The 16,661-nt window shown below is 66.3% G+C and carries 17 protein-coding genes; all 17 read left to right on the forward strand.

Translation table 11 applies throughout. The features are described 5' to 3' along the window. Nucleotides 1-19: 19 nt before the first annotated feature. Nucleotides 20-259, forward strand: a complete 240-nt coding sequence (locus AB0B25_RS17390; protein ID WP_357180069.1) for a hypothetical protein — start codon at nucleotides 20-22, stop codon at nucleotides 257-259. 93 nt (nucleotides 260-352) lie between these two features. After that, the gene (locus AB0B25_RS17395) at nucleotides 353-1,711 is read left to right on the forward strand and encodes a helix-turn-helix transcriptional regulator (protein ID WP_357180072.1); all 1,359 of its coding nucleotides are present in this window, start codon (nucleotides 353-355) and stop codon (nucleotides 1,709-1,711) included. 305 nt (nucleotides 1,712-2,016) lie between these two features. Further along, nucleotides 2,017-3,663 (forward strand): hypothetical protein, encoded by a 1,647-nt coding sequence (locus AB0B25_RS17400; RefSeq protein ID WP_357180075.1) that lies wholly within the window; start codon nucleotides 2,017-2,019, stop codon nucleotides 3,661-3,663. Beyond that, the gene (locus AB0B25_RS17405) at nucleotides 3,660-4,397 is read left to right on the forward strand and encodes an ESX secretion-associated protein EspG (RefSeq protein ID WP_357180078.1); all 738 of its coding nucleotides are present in this window, start codon (nucleotides 3,660-3,662) and stop codon (nucleotides 4,395-4,397) included. Before AB0B25_RS17400 ends, AB0B25_RS17405 begins: the two co-directional genes overlap by 4 nt. 798 nt (nucleotides 4,398-5,195) lie before the next feature. After that, on the forward strand, nucleotides 5,196-6,776 hold the full coding sequence (locus tag AB0B25_RS17410) for a hypothetical protein (protein WP_357180081.1): 1,581 nt from the start codon (nucleotides 5,196-5,198) through the stop codon (nucleotides 6,774-6,776). A 15-nt stretch (nucleotides 6,777-6,791) separates the two neighbouring features. After that, complete coding sequence (locus AB0B25_RS17415) at nucleotides 6,792-8,726, forward strand: hypothetical protein (protein WP_357180084.1); 1,935 nt, start codon at nucleotides 6,792-6,794, stop codon at nucleotides 8,724-8,726. Beyond that, complete coding sequence (locus AB0B25_RS17420; RefSeq protein WP_357180086.1) at nucleotides 8,723-9,535, forward strand: ESX secretion-associated protein EspG; 813 nt, start codon at nucleotides 8,723-8,725, stop codon at nucleotides 9,533-9,535. The genes AB0B25_RS17415 and AB0B25_RS17420 overlap by 4 nt, the downstream gene beginning before the upstream one ends. Next, a complete protein-coding gene (locus AB0B25_RS17425) occupies nucleotides 9,532-9,885 on the forward strand; it encodes a hypothetical protein (RefSeq protein ID WP_357180089.1) in 354 nt (117 codons plus the stop codon). The genes AB0B25_RS17420 and AB0B25_RS17425 overlap by 4 nt, the downstream gene beginning before the upstream one ends. Continuing rightward, nucleotides 9,878-10,180, forward strand: coding sequence for a YbaB/EbfC family nucleoid-associated protein (locus AB0B25_RS17430; protein ID WP_357180091.1), 303 nt, complete (start codon nucleotides 9,878-9,880; stop codon nucleotides 10,178-10,180). Before AB0B25_RS17425 ends, AB0B25_RS17430 begins: the two co-directional genes overlap by 8 nt. 434 nt (nucleotides 10,181-10,614) lie before the next feature. After that, on the forward strand, nucleotides 10,615-10,926 hold the full coding sequence (locus AB0B25_RS17435) for a type VII secretion target (RefSeq protein ID WP_357180094.1): 312 nt from the start codon (nucleotides 10,615-10,617) through the stop codon (nucleotides 10,924-10,926). After that, nucleotides 10,923-12,182, forward strand: a complete 1,260-nt coding sequence (locus AB0B25_RS17440; RefSeq protein WP_357180097.1) for a hypothetical protein — start codon at nucleotides 10,923-10,925, stop codon at nucleotides 12,180-12,182. The genes AB0B25_RS17435 and AB0B25_RS17440 overlap by 4 nt, the downstream gene beginning before the upstream one ends. Nucleotides 12,183-12,210: 28 nt before the next feature. Beyond that, nucleotides 12,211-12,528: a PE family protein gene (locus tag AB0B25_RS17445; RefSeq protein WP_357180099.1), complete on the forward strand. Its 318-nt coding sequence runs from the start codon at nucleotides 12,211-12,213 to the stop codon at nucleotides 12,526-12,528. Between the two features lie 36 nt (nucleotides 12,529-12,564). Beyond that, nucleotides 12,565-13,545 (forward strand): PPE domain-containing protein, encoded by a 981-nt coding sequence (locus AB0B25_RS17450; protein ID WP_357180101.1) that lies wholly within the window; start codon nucleotides 12,565-12,567, stop codon nucleotides 13,543-13,545. Next, complete coding sequence (locus AB0B25_RS17455) at nucleotides 13,542-14,330, forward strand: ESX secretion-associated protein EspG (protein WP_357180104.1); 789 nt, start codon at nucleotides 13,542-13,544, stop codon at nucleotides 14,328-14,330. The genes AB0B25_RS17450 and AB0B25_RS17455 overlap by 4 nt, the downstream gene beginning before the upstream one ends. Nucleotides 14,331-14,390: 60 nt before the next feature. Next, a complete protein-coding gene (locus AB0B25_RS17460) occupies nucleotides 14,391-14,714 on the forward strand; it encodes a WXG100 family type VII secretion target (protein WP_357180107.1) in 324 nt (107 codons plus the stop codon). Between the two features lie 39 nt (nucleotides 14,715-14,753). Continuing rightward, the gene (locus tag AB0B25_RS17465) at nucleotides 14,754-15,053 is read left to right on the forward strand and encodes a WXG100 family type VII secretion target (protein WP_357180110.1); all 300 of its coding nucleotides are present in this window, start codon (nucleotides 14,754-14,756) and stop codon (nucleotides 15,051-15,053) included. 138 nt (nucleotides 15,054-15,191) lie between these two features. After that, nucleotides 15,192-16,607: a type VII secretion protein EccB gene (gene eccB / locus AB0B25_RS17470; RefSeq protein WP_357180112.1), complete on the forward strand. Its 1,416-nt coding sequence runs from the start codon at nucleotides 15,192-15,194 to the stop codon at nucleotides 16,605-16,607. Nucleotides 16,608-16,661: the final 54 nt, after the last annotated feature.

A 16,661-nucleotide genomic window follows, 5' to 3' on the forward strand; every position in this document is an offset into this window, starting at 1 on the left:
CGCCCGCGCTCCCTCCCAGATGGACGCTCTCACCGACGCCCAACCCGGTACCTGGATCCGCATCGAAAACTCCGACCTACCTTTCACCACCAGCCAACTGCGTGCACTCCTGCGCCGCATTCCCGATGCTCGCGACCACTATCCGACCCTCGCCGACACAATCGCCCCAGAACTCGTCGATTCCGACGGTAGGCCCCGCTACCCCGAGGGCTACCCGCATATCGGCGCGTACTTCCGCTATCTCCGCACTGCCGAATGACTGACCCTCCGGCAGCTCGCCGAACGGATGCCGGGTGTGGCGCACTCCGCCATCAGAGCACACGAGTCGGCTCGTCGATCCCCGACGAGATATATGGTCGACCGGTACGTGCACGCCCTGTCGCGTGCTGACGCCCGGAGTTCCGAGCTGGCCGAATGCTTTCCACATCTCCCGCACGACCCCGCCGCGGTACCCCGATCCCCATGCTGCGGAGTCGCTTCGCGAGTACGGCGAACTGTTCCAACGCGCCCATCATCTCGGCTCCGACGAGACCGCCCGCATGATGGGAATCAGCGACCGGACAAGGAGCTCGCGGCGGGACATTTTCATCCCAGCGAGCTGTTCGTGCTCGTGCTCTACGACAGAGTTCCGCACCGCGCCGGTCCGTGGAACCAGATCGCGCGGGCATGGGGATACCACTACCGCAGGGGATCCCACGGGGAAGTTGCACCCGACCCTATCCGATACCAATCGATCAGCGACTGGGTCAGGGACAGCAGGCTCCACCGCCGTCTCACCCGGCGAGAGCTGGCCGAACTGATGGGCCGCTCGCAACAGAGCGTCGCCAACGTCGAGAATGGTTCCAAGGGCGTGACGCGCAGCTTCCTCGCCGAGTTCGGCGCCGCGCTGGGGATGCCGACCGAGACAGTGGTGGTTGCCCATAGCCATTTCGACATCCATCGCGACTACCATCGTGCGGAAGTTGATCCCCGCGATTCGCTCGCTTTTCCAGACTTCCGGGCGGTCGAGTCGTTCGGCGACTATGTACGCGCGCTACGCGAGGAGAACGGCCTCACCCAAGCGGAAGTCTCCCGACTCATGGGGCTTGCGCCGTCGACGCTCGTACCTGCCGAAAACGCGACTCGGCTTCGTGAACTCGAACTTCTGCGTGTTTACGACCACTTCCGCCACCGAGGTGGATCGTGGAACAGTCTCGCCGAGGCATGGGGATACCGATATCGCATGGACCCGGCGGGCGAATCGACCCCGGATCCGGTGTGGTGCGCGTCGATACACGACTGGGTACGCGCCCACCGACTCAGGTCGAGGTTGACCGCGGCAGACCTCGCCGCATTGATCGGCCGATCCCAGCGTGGCGTCGAGTTTGTGGAGAGGGGCGGACGCCCCAGCGCGGCTTTCCTCTGGGATCTGGCCGATGGCCTGGGTATTCCCGACAGCGCGTTGCGCGCCCGGTTGGATACTTTTATGGTCACGACCACGAACCCGGCGCACGGCCGAGGCTCTCCGAGCCGGAGCGGTTCGTGCAGTGGTGCCGTACCCGCGCGAGCATCGATGGGCCACACCAGAGCCTGGCCCAATACGACTGGTCAGGCTGCATCTCATCGACGGCGTACCGATCCCGGATGCCGCAGCGGAGTTGCGATTGGATCCGTCCGAGGCTGTCGACCTATTGGCCGACGCCGTCCCCCGATTAAGGGCAGCGTTCGATGACCGAACAGTCACCGACGCAACGGATCTCTAGCGACCAGGCCGGTCGCTCCGCAGGGTCGGCCTGTCGAGCCGTGGGTTCCGGTGCGCGGCGGCACCGCCAGTGCGACCGTACCTGCATCGGGACCGCTGGACCGCCCGGTGTCGTCGTAGTACGGCAACGCCGCGCCCGGCAGCGTGGGCGGAAGGTCTGGTCCGGACCGGTGGCGCACGGATGTAGGGATCTCCCTACTACCCGCGCACGAGTCGCAGCCCCGAGTCTGGAGGGAGTGCGATGGCGGCGTGTTCTCGTGAAATGAGGCGAACGCATGGCGGGCGAGGACTATTCGTGGGGCCAGGTGGCTTCCGGTGCTCGCGCGGGGAATCTTCAGTTCGACAGGCAGAGCGTCGTCCACCTCATGAACGGCGTGCGCGATCTGGTCGCGCACTTGAAGGGAGTTCGGCAACTCGCGATACGAGACCAGTTCGCCCCGGTCAGCGGCGTCCGCGATGGCGGCGAGGTATCGGCGCGGTTTCGCAAGAAGGCCACCGACGAACTGGCCGGAACCCTGGACTCGCACCTGACCGTGCTCGATGACCAGGCCGCCACGTTCCGGGCAGTCGGGGTGCGGTTCCACAACACCGAAGTCATCAGTGCCGAGGAGTTCGCGAAGATCCGTCCGAAGTCGCTGTCGGTGTCGAAGGAGGCGTTGCTGGGTTCGGGCACCGTGACAACGGCATACCGGGGCGGTAAGACTCCCGAGTACGCCGACATCCGCTGGGTGGATCCGATGAGCAAGAACTACCGGCAGCTCTACGAGTGGGCGATGAGCATCAATTGGTATCCGGCGCTTGCCGCCGAGGCGATGTGGAACGACGTGGCCGGCCATGTGCGGCAGGGATTCCAGACCTATCGGACGGTGCTCGACAACGCCATGAAAGCCGGGCCGGGCGGGGCCGGCGGGTGGGAGGGCGACGGAGCCGATTCGGCGCGCAAAGCGGTGCACCGATACATCGATGACGTCGACGCGCTCGATACCGCGATGACGAAAGTGGGAGAGAAGCTTTCGACGACCGCACAGGTATTGCAGGGGGCGTACAACGCCTTCAAGGACCTGCCGCACCCGGATCATCTCACCGAGGAGCAGCAGCAAGAACTCGAGGCCGGCGGTCTGCAAGCTCTCCGCATCCTCATGAAGGTGAACTACACCTCCGGCCTGCAGGACAGTACCTCCGGTGTACCCAGGCTGCCGCACCCCGTTTCGCCGGTGACCGACGGCGTCGACACTCCGAGTCCGCGGAGCGGGACGCCACCCCGGACCGTCACCAAGGACCGCGACACGGGAGTGCGTATCAGCGCGCTCGAGGAGAAGTACCGTATCGAGGGCTCCGCTCCACTTGATGGGAGTGGACCGGACCTGGGTTTGCCCATCGGTCAGGACATCGACGGGATACAACCTTTCGAATCAGGCGGGCCAGAGAACCGCTCCGACTTGCCGGCCAGGGTCTCGGATCAGCCTACCGACCTCGGCCAGCGTGACGGGGCCGGTATGGCGAATCCGGCGCTGATGGGTGCGCGTGACCCACAGGCGATGAACGGCGTCGGCGGCCCGCGTGCGGCTGCCCTTCCCACACCTTCGATCGCCGGGCCCACCCCGCGCGCGGCTGGTGGCGCGGCGGCGATCGGTGGCGCCGGGGCACGCGGCAGCGGGCTACGGGCGCCGGAGGTCCCGAAAAAGCCCGCGGCGCATCTGTTTCCCCGGTCCGGGATGCCACCGGCGGAGTCGGCAGGTCGCGCCGGACCCCGTGCGGGGGTGCCCGGCTCGCCCGGCGCGCCGGCGCCGGCGGCGCGGCGGGCAGCGGATCGTTCCGAGGACAAAGAGCACAAGCCCGCTGAGTACCTGAACTCCGAAGAGCATCTGGGCGAGGCGATCGGGCACATCCCCCCGGCGTATCGCCCCGTGGTGGACCGATGAGGCGAACCTGGGACCTCACCGACATCGAGTTCGCCGCGGCCTGGGCCGCGGCGGGGGAAGACCAACTGCCGCGGCCACTGCTCTATACCTCGCGCACCGAATTGCTCGAGGATTCCGAACGCGAACTACGGCAGGCCGCCGCACACGTGCGGGTCGTCCACGGTGCTGAACTGGACTCGGTGCTGGCCGCCCTCGGCAGGCCCGACATCCGCGTGATCGTGCACGGCCGTAGTCCAGGCGATCCGGACAACCCGAAAGGCCAAATCCGGCTGCACGCCTGTCGACTCCGCGGCACCGGCTATCTGGTGACGCAGCTTCCTGGTGAAACCGTCTGGCACAGTGGGGGATACACGATTGACCAGATCGACGCGCTGGACCTCGCGGCAGCTGTCGTCGCCTCGCTTCCGGCTGTCGGGCCGGGTCGGCACCACGATGTCGTACTGCCCGACGGGGACGTCGACCATGGTGACGTCATCCGCGCTCGCGCCAGACGTTTTCTAGCCCTGCCCGCGGCGATGACCGGGTCTGTCACCGTGGTCCAGGGGCACTCCGTGTTCGGACCGCGCGGCATCAGCAGCCGGACCGTGCGTTGGCGCGATCTCGCCGACGATGGCCGCTATGTCGTCACCGGAAAGCCACCCGCCGCTACCGGCACGGACGCGCGCCGCATGGCCGCGGCGATCAACAACGCGATCGCCCACGTCGTTACCGCGATACACGAAGAGCGGCGGTGAGGTTTCGGTATGGGTGATGTGTGGCAGCGGTTGACGCGTCAGGCGGTTGGTGGTGGGGGGTTTTCGATCGAGGGGTCGACGGCGGGGGAGGCGGCGATGGCGTTGGCGGGGGCTGAGCGTGCGTTGAGCGCGATTGGTCGTGTGGGGGGGGGGTTGTCTTTCGATCCGGGTGGGTTCGGGAGGTTGCCGGGTGGGAAGGGTGTGGAGTTGGGGCGGAAGTTTTTGGATCGGACCGAGGAGTTGGGTTCGGTGTTGCGGGGGCATCGGGAGACGGTGCATCACATGCGGGAGTTGTATTTGGTTGCTGGTGATCTTTTCGAGGTGACGGAGGAGGTGACTGCTCGTGGTTTCGCTATTGCGGAGTCGGAGATGCCGGCTCGGTTTGCGATGCCGGCGGAGCATGTGTGGGAGTTTGCGGGTGGGGGTTCGAGGGGGTCGGGGGCGAATGCGGAGACGATTGCCGAGGGGGTGTTCGATAAGGGGCGTAATTCGAAGACGGCGTATAAGTTGGAGGATTTCGACTCCGAGAGTGGGGGTGTGGAGTTTCGTGATTCCGGTGTCGCGCCGGTGTCTGACAAGGCGATGAGTTGGTACAACCTGTGGGAGCTCGGGGAGACGATCAGGCCGGATCCGATTCGTGGGGCCGGGCAGAAGTGGATTTGGCTGGGTCAGGAGCTTCGGGCTTCGGTGGAGGAGTTGAAATCTCGTTTGGGTAAGGCGTTCGCCGGGTCGAAGGTCGGGTGGGAGGGTAAGTCGGCGGAGTCGGCTGCTGGTGCTTACAACCGCTTTCAATCGGAGTTGGCGGCGGTGCACAAGGGGATGATCGCGATGGGGACGGAGTTGGCGTTCGCGGCTGGTTGGTTGGCGGGTACTCCTTTTGGGATGCCGTCGGAGTCGGCGCCGGTGTACAACATGGCGGATGCGGATGAGGCTACCGGGCATGTGCGGGGTGAGGGTTATTGGGATTTCCTTACTTCGTTGTCCGAGGTTCGTGAATATTATGCGAATTCTTATTTTGCGGGGTTTGTGATCAGTCGGAAGCGGATTCCGCAGTTCGCGCCGCCGAAGGTGGTTTCCAGGACTGATCCGAAGAGCAAGACCGATCCGCGGAAGAACACCGATCCGCGGAAGAAGACCGATCCGCGGAAGACGGGTGAGCGCCCGGGGCAACGGATCGGTGGTGATCAACCACAACCCAACGGAATTCAGGGCATCGACAAAGGTTCCAAGACGATCCAGCAGGGCGTCCAGGACATCAATCAAGGTTCCAAGACGATCCAGCAGGGTATCGCCCTGGGTGACCATGGCGCCGCCCTCGTCCAGCAGGGGCAAACGAACCTGGCACGCGGCCGTGCATTGCTCCGGCAGGGACAGGTGGAGGAGGGGAATGCGCTCGTACGCCGCGGGGGACAAGAGATCACCCGAGGGCACGCGGAGATCAAGAAGGGCACGGAGCTGATCAAACAAGGGGAGAAAGAGGTTCGAGCCGGTCAGGTGAAGCTCGAGGAGGGGCACAAGCAGATCAAAGACGCGGAAAAGACGCTTCGCGACGTGGATAAGCGGGATCAGCGCGCTGCGCAGGCGATCAAGCAGGCTGATCAATACCAGCAGGCGGCGCGACAGGTGGATACGGCCGGTGACCAGTACGTGAAGGCCGGCAAGGATGCTCTCGTCGAGGCTGACAAGTGGCTGCCAGGTGGACAGAATTCGACAGAACCGGCCCCACAGCAGAACGGTCCCGCCGAGACCGAGGGTCGGCAGACTGTAGATCAGCAGGGGGTGGGAGCCACCGGTCAGCAGCAGGGGGCTGGGGTGCCCGGTCAGCAGCAAGGGGGCGCGCAGGACGCGACGGCGGCACTGGCCGGAATCGCGCTTGCGGCCGGTGCTTTTGCCCAAGCCGCTGGTCAAGGAGTACAGGCGATCATCGAAGCGGGGATCGCCGCGGCGAGTCAGCTGGACTCTCCGGTCGCGCCACTTCCTGGCGCACCTCTTGACGAATCACACCCCGTCTCCCCGGAGGACGCTCGTAAGACCGCGGATTCCGACGAATCAAAGGCTCCGCAGCAGCACGATGACAATCGCGCGAGTGTCTCGCCCCGGTTGCCATATCCGGAGTCTGTGCCCGACCGTCGGACGAATCTGTTCCCGCAATCGGATGATCCTCCTGAGAAGCTCCCGCCCGCCCCGGTGATCGAGCCACTGGTGTTGCCATCACAGGACCACCCGGCGCCCGCCATGCTCCATGCGGACCGGCCGACTGTAACCGGGCCGGACGGGGTGGCGGAGGCGGAGGCGTCTTTCGCGTATACGGCGCGGCGTCTGGATGAGCCTGTAGGTGATGTGCCCGGCGCACATCAGCCGGTGATCGACCAACGATGAGGAGGTGGTTTCGGTATGGGTGATGTGTGGCAGCGGTTGACGCGTCAGGCGGTTGGTGGTGGGGGGTTTTCGATCGAGGGGTCGACGGCGGGGGAGGCGGCGATGGCGTTGGCGGGGGCTGAGCGTGCGTTGAGCGCGATTGGTCGTGTGGGGGGTGGGTTGTCTTTCGATCCGGGTGGGTTCGGGAGGTTGCCGGGTGGGAAGGGTGTGGAGTTGGGGCGGAAGTTTTTGGATCGGACCGAGGAGTTGGGTTCGGTGTTGCGGGGGCATCGGGAGACGGTGCATCACATGCGGGAGTTGTATTTGGTTGCTGGTGATCTTTTCGAGGTGACGGAGGTGGTGACTGCTCGTGGTTTCGCTATTGCGGAGTCGGTGATGCCGGCTCGGTTTGCGATGCCGGCGGTGCTTGTGTGGGCGTTGGCGGGTGGGGGTTCGTGGGGGTCGGGGGCGAATGCGGAGACGATTGCCGAGGGGGTGTTCGATAAGGGGCGTAATTCGAAGACGGCGTATAAGTTGGAGGATTTCGACTCCGAGAGTGGGGGTGTGGAGTTTCGTGATTCCGGTGTCGCGCCGGTGTCTGACAAGGCGATGAGTTGGTACAACCTGTGGGAGCTCGGGGAGACGATCAGGCCGGATCCGATTCGTGGGGCCGGGCAGAAGTGGATTTGGCTGGGTCAGGAGCTTCGGGCTTCGGTGGAGGAGTTGAAATCTCGTTTGGGTAAGGCGTTCGCCGGGTCGAAGGTCGGGTGGGAGGGTAAGTCGGCGGAGTCGGCTGCTGGTGCTTACAACCGCTTTCAATCGGAGTTGGCGGCGGTGCACAAGGGGATGATCGCGATGGGGACGGAGTTGGCGTTCGCGGCTGGTTGGTTGGCGGGTACTCCTTTTGGGATGCCGTCGGAGTCGGCGCCGGTGTACAACATGGCGGATGCGGATGAGGCTACCGGGCATGTGCGGGGTGAGGGTTATTGGGATTTCCTTACTTCGTTGTCCGAGGTTCGTGAATATTATGCGAATTCTTATTTTGCGGGGTTTGTGATCAGTCGGAAGCGGATTCCGCAGTTCGCGCCGCCGAAGGTGGTTTCCAGGACTGATCCGAAGAGCAAGACCGATCCGCGGAAGAACACCGATCCGCGGAAGAAGACCGATCCGCGGAAGACGGGTGAGCGCCCGGGGCAACGGATCGGTGGTGATCAACCACAACCCAACGGAATTCCGCAGCAGACGGGCCCGCAGCAGATCGAACCAAGTGGCCCGAAGGTCAGCGATGTGACGGCGGAAAGTCTGCCGCGCAGTACACAACTCGATCCGAACGCGGATCCGTATATCGGTCCGACTCCGTATGCCGTTCCGAACGCCACGTCCACGACAGACCATCCGGCGCCGAGTGGCGGGCAACAGATCGGTGGGCAGCTACCGGAAGTGGGGGATCCGAGCACGCGGCCGACAGGCCAGAGCCAACTCGGCCAACTCGGAGGCATGGCGCAACAGGCGGGCAATCTCGCGCAGCAGGTCGGTCAGGGTCTGCCTCGAGCCGGGCATGTGCCGGACCCTGCCAAGGCTCTCGACCCCGCGTTGCGCGCGTCCGAGGGTAAGCCGCCGACTGGCGGAGGTGGCCGTGGCGCCGGTGGTGGCGGAGGCGGTGGTGGTCCCGTCTCCGGCCCGACCGCTCCCACCCCGATGCGGGACTACCCGGCGAGCCTTTTCCCCCGGGCAGGCACCGAACTGGCTACGGGCGCCGCGCCACCCCGTGCCGGGCTGCCGACAGGTCAGCAGCAGCCCATGGCGGGCACGCCAGGATCTCCGGGCACTGCCGCACCGCACGGTGCGCAGGGCGCCGGCCAGGGCAAGGGCGGTGAGCACAAGCATCCGAAGTATCTGCAGTCCACCGAGCACCTGGATGAGGCTTTGGGTGAGGCTCCCACGGTGTTCAAGGCGGTGATCGACCGATGATGCCCGAAAAGCGTTTCGATGACCTCGAATTCGTCGTTCGATGGGAGATAGCCACCGGCGAAGACCTGCCCGCCCCGTTGATCTTCACCACCGACATCATCGACGGGGACGAGTACGAGGCGACCAAACGGCGGGTGCGGGATCGTCTCGCGTCCGAACCTGCCGACACGATCGATGATCTGCTCGCGGCACTCGCCCGCCCAGATCACACAGTACGGGTTGTCGGCGTCGATCCGCGTGCGCCCGAGAAGGCGGCGACGGCGATCCGCGTCTACGCGGCGTCTCGCGGCGACCACGCCTTCATGGTGAGGCAGTTGCCGGGTAAAACCGTCTGGCATGCCGCCGGTTTCGTCGTAACCGCCTGTGATCCGACAACATTGGCCGACGCGGTGGTAAGCGTTTTGCCTCGGGTGGTGGCGGGCCGGAGGCCGGATACCGAACTTCCCGTGCAGCATCGGGAGAGTACGGGCGATGGCTTCGACTATTCCTACGGCCGTTCCCGCTTCCGCGATGACGACGAGGACTCGGTAGCACAGCAGGCCGAGGCATTCTGGCACCTGCCCACGTCGTCCGCCGGGCTGATCGACATCGTCCAAGGTGCGTCGGCGTTCGGGCCACGGGGACGCACGCGCCGCCGACTGCGGTGGCGCGACATCCTCGACGACGGAAGATACGCGATCGTCGGCGACAACCGGGCAATCGCCAAGGGCGTCGACGGGAAAGGCCTGGTCCATCTCATCAACGAGGAGATCGAGGAAGTGCAACTGGTGATCGACGACGAGAACCGGGCCGTCGGGCGGCGAGGATGACCACGACACCCCAGCCTGCCTATTTCACTGCCGCAGCGACGTCCACCGCCGGCTCGATGACGGTCGAGGCCACGGAAACCGGGATGCCCACCACGATTTCGATCGACCGCGACGAGTTGCGTCGGCATCCGGACGAGGTGGCTCGCGAGATCATGAAGCTGACCGCTCGGGCCGCCAACCGCGCCAAACTCGCCCGCCGGACCGAACTGGCCGAGGCCGGCGTCGACGCGGAAGTCATGGCGCGGCTCGGGCTGCCGACCGCCGATGAGGTCGCCGCCGCCGAACTGGACGAGGACGAGGACGAGATGGAATACCACCCAGGTAGTTGGCTTCGGGGGGGATATGAGTAGCGACGGGTCGGCTGGAGTGGACTTCGTCCAAGCACAACTGCGCAGTCACGCGGAGCGACTTTCCCGACTTGCCGACAGCTTGACGGCGATCCGGGCGACGCGCGTGTCCGCCGAGGGGGAAGTCACCGCGGTGGTCGACGGGAACGGCACGTTGCGTGAACTCCGTTTGTCCGGTGCGATTTCCGCAATGACGCCGGCCGAATTCGAACGGATTGTCGTGGATACCGCGCTGTCGGCCGCTCGGGCAGCGTTTGCTCAGCAAGCGGCGATGATCGAGGAGTTCAACACGGTCTAGCCCAGACGGTCGGCGACCAGTTTCCCGCTGTTCGGCCAGGAGCGGGTGCGGTCCGGCCTGTCAGGGTCTACTCGTGGTCGTGGACCATAGCCATGAGCGCCCGCGTCGTGACGACGGGCCGAGGTCACCGAGAGTGTTGCCGAGATGTCACGAGCCGTCTGCTTCGGTTGTGGCGACCTACCGCAGCTCTTTCATCAACCGCTGCGCCGGGGAGTCGGAACCCGATGTAGGGATATCCCTACTGGTTGGATCGGGGCGGGGTATCGCACCATCGAGAGGTGGGCTTCCCGCATCGAAATTCACGGTGAATCAATGCTTTTCGGTTCTCCCGAGTTCATGTCGATTGCTTGAAAAGGATAGCGAGTTGGTCACCGCGGGTGCCGCGCACCGTATGCCCGAGATAACGAGCCACTGCTCGGTGAAAGAGGTCCGCCATGAGCGATGTTGTGGTGATTCCCACGGTCTTCCGTCAGTTCGGCACGGTGAACGCGACCCAGGCCGCGGCGGTGGCGATGTCGGGTGCGGTGGACCAGGCGGCCGCCATCGCCGCCGCGGCGCCGGTATTCGGGCCGATCGGAGCGGACTTCCTGGCGTCGTTCGCGCAGGCGCAAGCCAATCACCTGCATGCCGTGGGCCGGCTTGCCGAGGTGCACGCCGCCTCCTCGGTGGCGGCGGAGCTGGCCGCGGCCTCCTATGAAACCACCGAGTCGGCCAGTGCGGATGAGTTCACGAAGCTGCGGGCATGATCGCGCCCGACCCCGCACCCCTGGATCCGGTGGTGCAGGACACGCTGCGCCAGGTCGCGGCCGGACCACTCTCGGCGCGTCCGGTCGACCAGGTGCTGGCCGAAATCGGTTCGGCGCTACCGCAATTTCCGCCGTTGCCGCCGCTGCCAGGGCTGCCGCCGCTGCCGGTCCTCGACCCTGCGATGCTGCTGAAACCGATCACCGACCTGCTCGGCCAATTCGGCACCGGACGCCTCGGTGATATCGACGGGGCGAATCCTCAGCAGATCCTCTCCGGTGTGGCCAACGGGATGAATCAGGCCATATCCATGGGCACGCAGGCGCTCGGGTTGCTGTCCGGAATGGCCGGGCAGGGAACGCAATCAGCAGCGAACAAAGCTACCGCGGCGCAGGCCAATGCCGGGGAGGTCGCTACGCAGGCGGGTGCGATCGACTCGATCGTCACCCAGGCCGCCATGACGGTCCAGGTGGGCAACGCGGCGCTCGCCGGGATCGCCGCGAAGACGGCGTCGACATCGGCCGCTCTGGCAGCGGTGCCAGGCGGCCAGCCCGCCGTCGTCGCAGTGGTAGCCGAAGGCGCCGCGGAGTCCGCGGCGGTGGTGGCGGCGGTGCGTGCGCAATTGGGCATCCACACCGCCGAAATGGAAGCGGCGGGCCAACCTGTTTCTGTTACGTCGGCGCCGAACGCGGCAGGCGGTGATCCGCAGCAGATGCTGCAGCAGGTGCTGCAACTCGTACAGCCGCTCACCCAGATGTTGCAGCAAGGCAGCAGGGCATTGCAGCAGAACGCGTCCCGGCAGGAGCTTGCCACGGCCGAGGCTTCGGGACCGTCCGCGGATCAGGGCACCGGGGTGGCACCGGGCGGGGCGCCCTTGGCGGGTTACGTCGCAGGCGCGGCGGCGGCAGGTGCCGGCGCGGTCCAGCATCGGACACTGCAGGCGTATCAGGCCGGCGGTCTGCGCGTGGCGGGCATTACCAATCCGGTGACGATGGGCGGCGGCGCGTCGTCCTCGGGATCGGTCACCGGGGAAACCGTCACGCGGACGGCGACCGCTGCCGCACCGATGATGCCGATCGCACCCTTGGCCGCAGCGGCACGGGCAGGAGATCCCGGCAACACCGCGGTGCACGATCCGCTGGTGACCGGACAACTCGACGACGAAGTCGTCGCAGCCCCGGAGGCCGCCGCGTCACCCGTGGTGGGCGTGGTGGGCGACGACCTGAGCGAGCCACCGGACAAGGCCCTGACGTTATGAGCCGACACCGGAAGATCCAGGAGAACCGATGAACGGAACAGTCCAACTAGATCCGGCCGCGATCCGCGCCGTGGCGGCGCGGCTCGACGCGCTGTCGGCGCGCCTGGAAAGCGACCTCGAGTCCACCCGTGCGGGCTTGACGTTGGCGCCCGCGGGCGCCGACGAGGTGTCCGGACGGGCCACCCAGACGCTCAACGCGGTCAGCGCCCAGTATCAGCAAATCCACGACAGTGGTGCGCAAGAGCTGCGGAAGCTGGCTGCCACGTTGCGCGCACACACCCGGTCCGTCGAGCGTGTCGAGGACGACAACGCCACGATGTTCGAGCCGGGCACCCGCCGGGTTTAGCGAATCCGCGGCGGCGTCGGCCGAAGGCAGTATTCGATGGCGGAAGCACACGAAGCCGGATTCACCGGTCGGATATGGGAGGCTGTGCCCCCGGACAAGCTCGTGCGCGACCTGGAGACGGGGGCGGGCGCCGCGCCGATGGCGCACGCCGCATCGGCGTTCGCCCGGTTGGCCGCCGGGTTGGCCGAGGCGGCTGTCGAATACGAAGTGATCCGCGCCGAACTCGGCCGGGTATGGACGTCCGACCACAACGAAGGGAATATCGGCCGGCTCGCGGAGCTGGGCACGTGGTTCGTCGACGCGGCCGCCGCGGCGGCCACCAACGCCGCCAAGGCGCAGGCGCAGGCGGCCGCGTACGAGATCGCCCGCATAGCCATGCCGAGCGGGTCCGCGCTTGCCGCCCTCGAAATGCTGAAAGACGCACTGTTGCAAGGGAATACGCTGGGTTCACCATTGCAGGCGGTCTCCGCCGAGCTGGAGGACGAGACCGATGTCGCCAGGGCGCACGCGGCCAGGGTGATGCAGGAATACGAGAAGGCGACCACTGCGCTGGCTGAGCCGTGGACCCAGCCGGAACCGCCGAGGCTCACCAGCGACATCGCGTTGACGGCCGAGACTGCCGCGGCCGAGCAGCCGTCGGCCGGGTCACTCTCGCCGCCGCTCGGCTCGTCCTTGGCACGGATCATTCCGCCAGGCGCGTTCCCGCGGGCGAAAGTCGCTTACCGAGCGCAGGCGATCGTGCGGACGGCCACCGAGCCGGTGGTGGTCGAAACCACGACCCCGGTCACCGTGGCGCCGGCGCCGATCACGTCGCTACCGCCGCTCGCGCCGCTCACTGCCGCGGCGAACGCGCAGGACGAGGAGCACACCGGTCATCTCGGCGCGGGTGCCGCCGCGGCAGCGGACGATCCGGACCGGATCGGGCTCGACGCCGGTTACCACACCGCGCCCGCCGTCGTCGGCGGACAGTCGGCGCCGCGTGCGCGCCGGATCGATCCGCCGGAGGTGAGCACGTGACCACGGTGACCAATGACGGATTGCTGGCGGTGGCCGAATTGCTGGGCGTGCAGACCTTTCCCGTGGCTCTGGCCGTGATGCAGCCGCACGATCACATCGACGCGTGGCGGGCAGCGCGCCGGGACGCTCGGTCCATGCTCATCGGTGCCGGTGTGATCGACGATTACGGTGATGTCGACACCGAGCTGGCCGGCGCACTGCACGTGCTCGCCCGGCCCGATCGGCAACTGGTCGCCCGTGTCCATCGGCCGGATGGACCGCGTCGAGTGTGCCTGGCGCGCCGTGGACTCGAGCATGCGGTGGCAGTGCGTACCGGGAACGAATTCGACATCCGGCAGGTCTGGGGCGACGAAGACCATGCCGTGCTGGCGCGGCCTTTTCTGGCTGCCCTCGGTCCCGGCGCCGCGGCCGGCATCACGGCCTTCGGCGGGCTCGCGGGCCAGCTGCGCGAGCGTATGGACGCCGCCCACAGCTCCGGCGATTTCATCGACATCGCTTTCCATTTCGGGTGCGCCGAGCGCGCGGCCGTCGAGTTCGGAATGGCGATGGCCGGATGCCACGCACACGCTGAGATCGCCGCATACCACCACCATGACGGGTCGGCTACTCGAATCGCCGCCGCGGTCGCGGTCTACGACACCGCGCGCGGCCGGATCGTCGCTGCACCCACCCAGACCGGCGACGGCCAGCTCTGGTCCACCTTCGCGCCCGGAACGGACCACCGTGTGACGCAGAGCATCTCCGCGTTGATCGGCCTCCTTCCAGGAGAGAGGTGGATGCCGTAACGCAGTGCAGCGACACACAGCAGACGTCACCAGACACGCGACAACGAAAGGATTACGGAAGTGGCCAAGACAACACAGGTTGATTCCCCCGCGCTCATCAAGGCCAAGACCGACATGGAACAAGTGGTCGAGGACATCGCGGGTACCGCGAAGCGGCTGCTGGAAACCGTGGAGACCGGGCACCAGTGGGCGGGCAAAGGCGCCGAGGCGTTCAAGACCATGCACCGCGAACTGAACGGTGAGATCAAGACATTGAACGACCGGCTCCGGGATGTGAGCGATGCGCTGCACTCCAGCGATCGCACCTTCCAGACCCAGGAAGACGAAACCGAGGCGGCCATCAGGGATTTGTCGAACAGCATGACGAACCTCAGAAGCAAGTAACCGTCTTAGCGATCACTCAGCGAGAAACAGAGGACAACAATGCCAGGCGAGGAATTCACCAGATATGTCGACAGCGACATCCACCAGCTCGTCACCTCTCTGGACAAATACTACAACGAGATCACCGGTCACGAGAACGCCACGACCTCGAATCGAGAACGGCTGCGGGAAACCTGGATCGGTGACGGTTTCGAGTCGTTTTCGGGCAAGGTCGACCGCATGATGACCCAGCTTCAGGCGATACAGGACACCCTGAAACAGGGCAGGAACAAGGTGATGGAGGCCAACACCATGATTCAGGGCGCCGACAAGAAGGTCGCGGCGTTGTTCGAGGCCTGACCGCTCGTCGTGCGAAGCCCCATCCCAGGACCGGGGTGGGGCGTTCGCCTGGGTGCGGCGGATTTCATCACCCATCTGCCCACCGGTGTGCCGTTGCGCACCGCGTGCGGTGGCGCGGCCCGTGCAGAGGAGGTTTCCGTGCCAGCTCAGTTGACCACCCGAGCCCAGGTCAACGGCTATCGATTTCTGTTGAAACGCATTCAGCACGCATTGGTGCGTCGCGATGTGCGAATGCTGCACGACCCGATGCGCGCCCAGTTCCGGTCCATGGTTGTCGGCGCGGTGTTGGCGACACTGGCTGTGGCGGGCTGCGCGATTCTGGGATTGCTCAAACCGCAGGGCGCGGTCCGCGACGCGAAGATCATTGTCGGTAAAGACAGTGGCGCGCTCTTCGTCGTACGGGACGACGCGCTGCATCCGGCGCTGAACTTGGCGTCGGCGCGGTTGATCACCGGGTCGGCGGAGAAGCCGACCTCGGTGCAGGAGTCCAAGCTGTCGTCGCTGCCGCGTGGGCCGATACTCGGTATCCCCGGCGCACCGAGCGCGTTGCCGGGGTCCGCGACGGCGGGGAACCGGTCGGCGTGGAGCCTGTGCGAATCGACTGCCGTCATCGCCGGAGTGCAGCGGCTCGTGATGGCGGGAGACCCGAAGCTGGGCGATCCGATTCGCCCGCTGGCTGCCGACGAGGCGCTGCTGGTGTCAGCCGGCGACAAAACCTACCTGCTGTACGACGGCAAACGCGCCGAGGTCGACCTGAGCAACGACGCAATTGTCCGTTCCCTGCAGGTGCAGGACATCGAGCCGCGTCCGATCGGCGCCGGGCTGCTGAACGCCGCCGTCGCGATCCCGGCGCTGGCGCCGCCCGCGATCCCGGAGGTCGGTGCGCCGGGCAAGGTGCCGGGCACCAAGGTCGGCAGTGTGCTCAAGGTCGCCGGGGTCAGCGCGACCGAGCTGTATGTCGTGGTTCCCGCGGGAATCCAGCGGATCTCGTCGTTCGCCGCGGAGGTCATCCGCAATGCGGATTCGCTGGGCGCCAGCGAGATCGCCGCTGTCCCGCCGGACACGCTGCGCGGCGTGCCGGTGGTGAGCACGCTGCCGATCGACAAGTTCCCGACCACCAGGCCGCGCATCCTTGCGGCCGACCCGCTCCCGGTGACGTGCGCGTCCTGGGTGAAGTCCGACGCTGATCACGACGCCACCCTGACGCTGCTCATCGGTCGTGACTGGCCGCTGCCGGGATCCGCCAAGCCGGCGGTGTCGGTTGGCTCCGGCCTGGATGCCGACCACATCGACGCCGCCTACATCCGGCCGAGTTCGGGAGAGTTCGTACAGGTCGGCGGGATCGAGCCGGGCAGTGTGCGCCTCGGCTCGCTGTACTACATCGCCGACACGGGCATCCGATACGGCATTCCCGACCTGGCAACCGCCGAAATCCTGGGGTTGAGCGACCCACCGAAACTCGCTCCGTGGCAGATCATCGGTCAGCTGGTTCCCGGCCCGACCCTCGCCCGGCCGCAAGCTCTGATGGCCTATGACTCGGTCCCGGGAGCTTGATTCGACTGCGTGCTCCCTCATATCCCCTCGACAGCCCGACGAACCGGAGAAGCG

The organism is Nocardia sp. NPDC049190 (assembly GCF_040648115.1).
Classification (GTDB): domain Bacteria; phylum Actinomycetota; class Actinomycetes; order Mycobacteriales; family Mycobacteriaceae; genus Nocardia.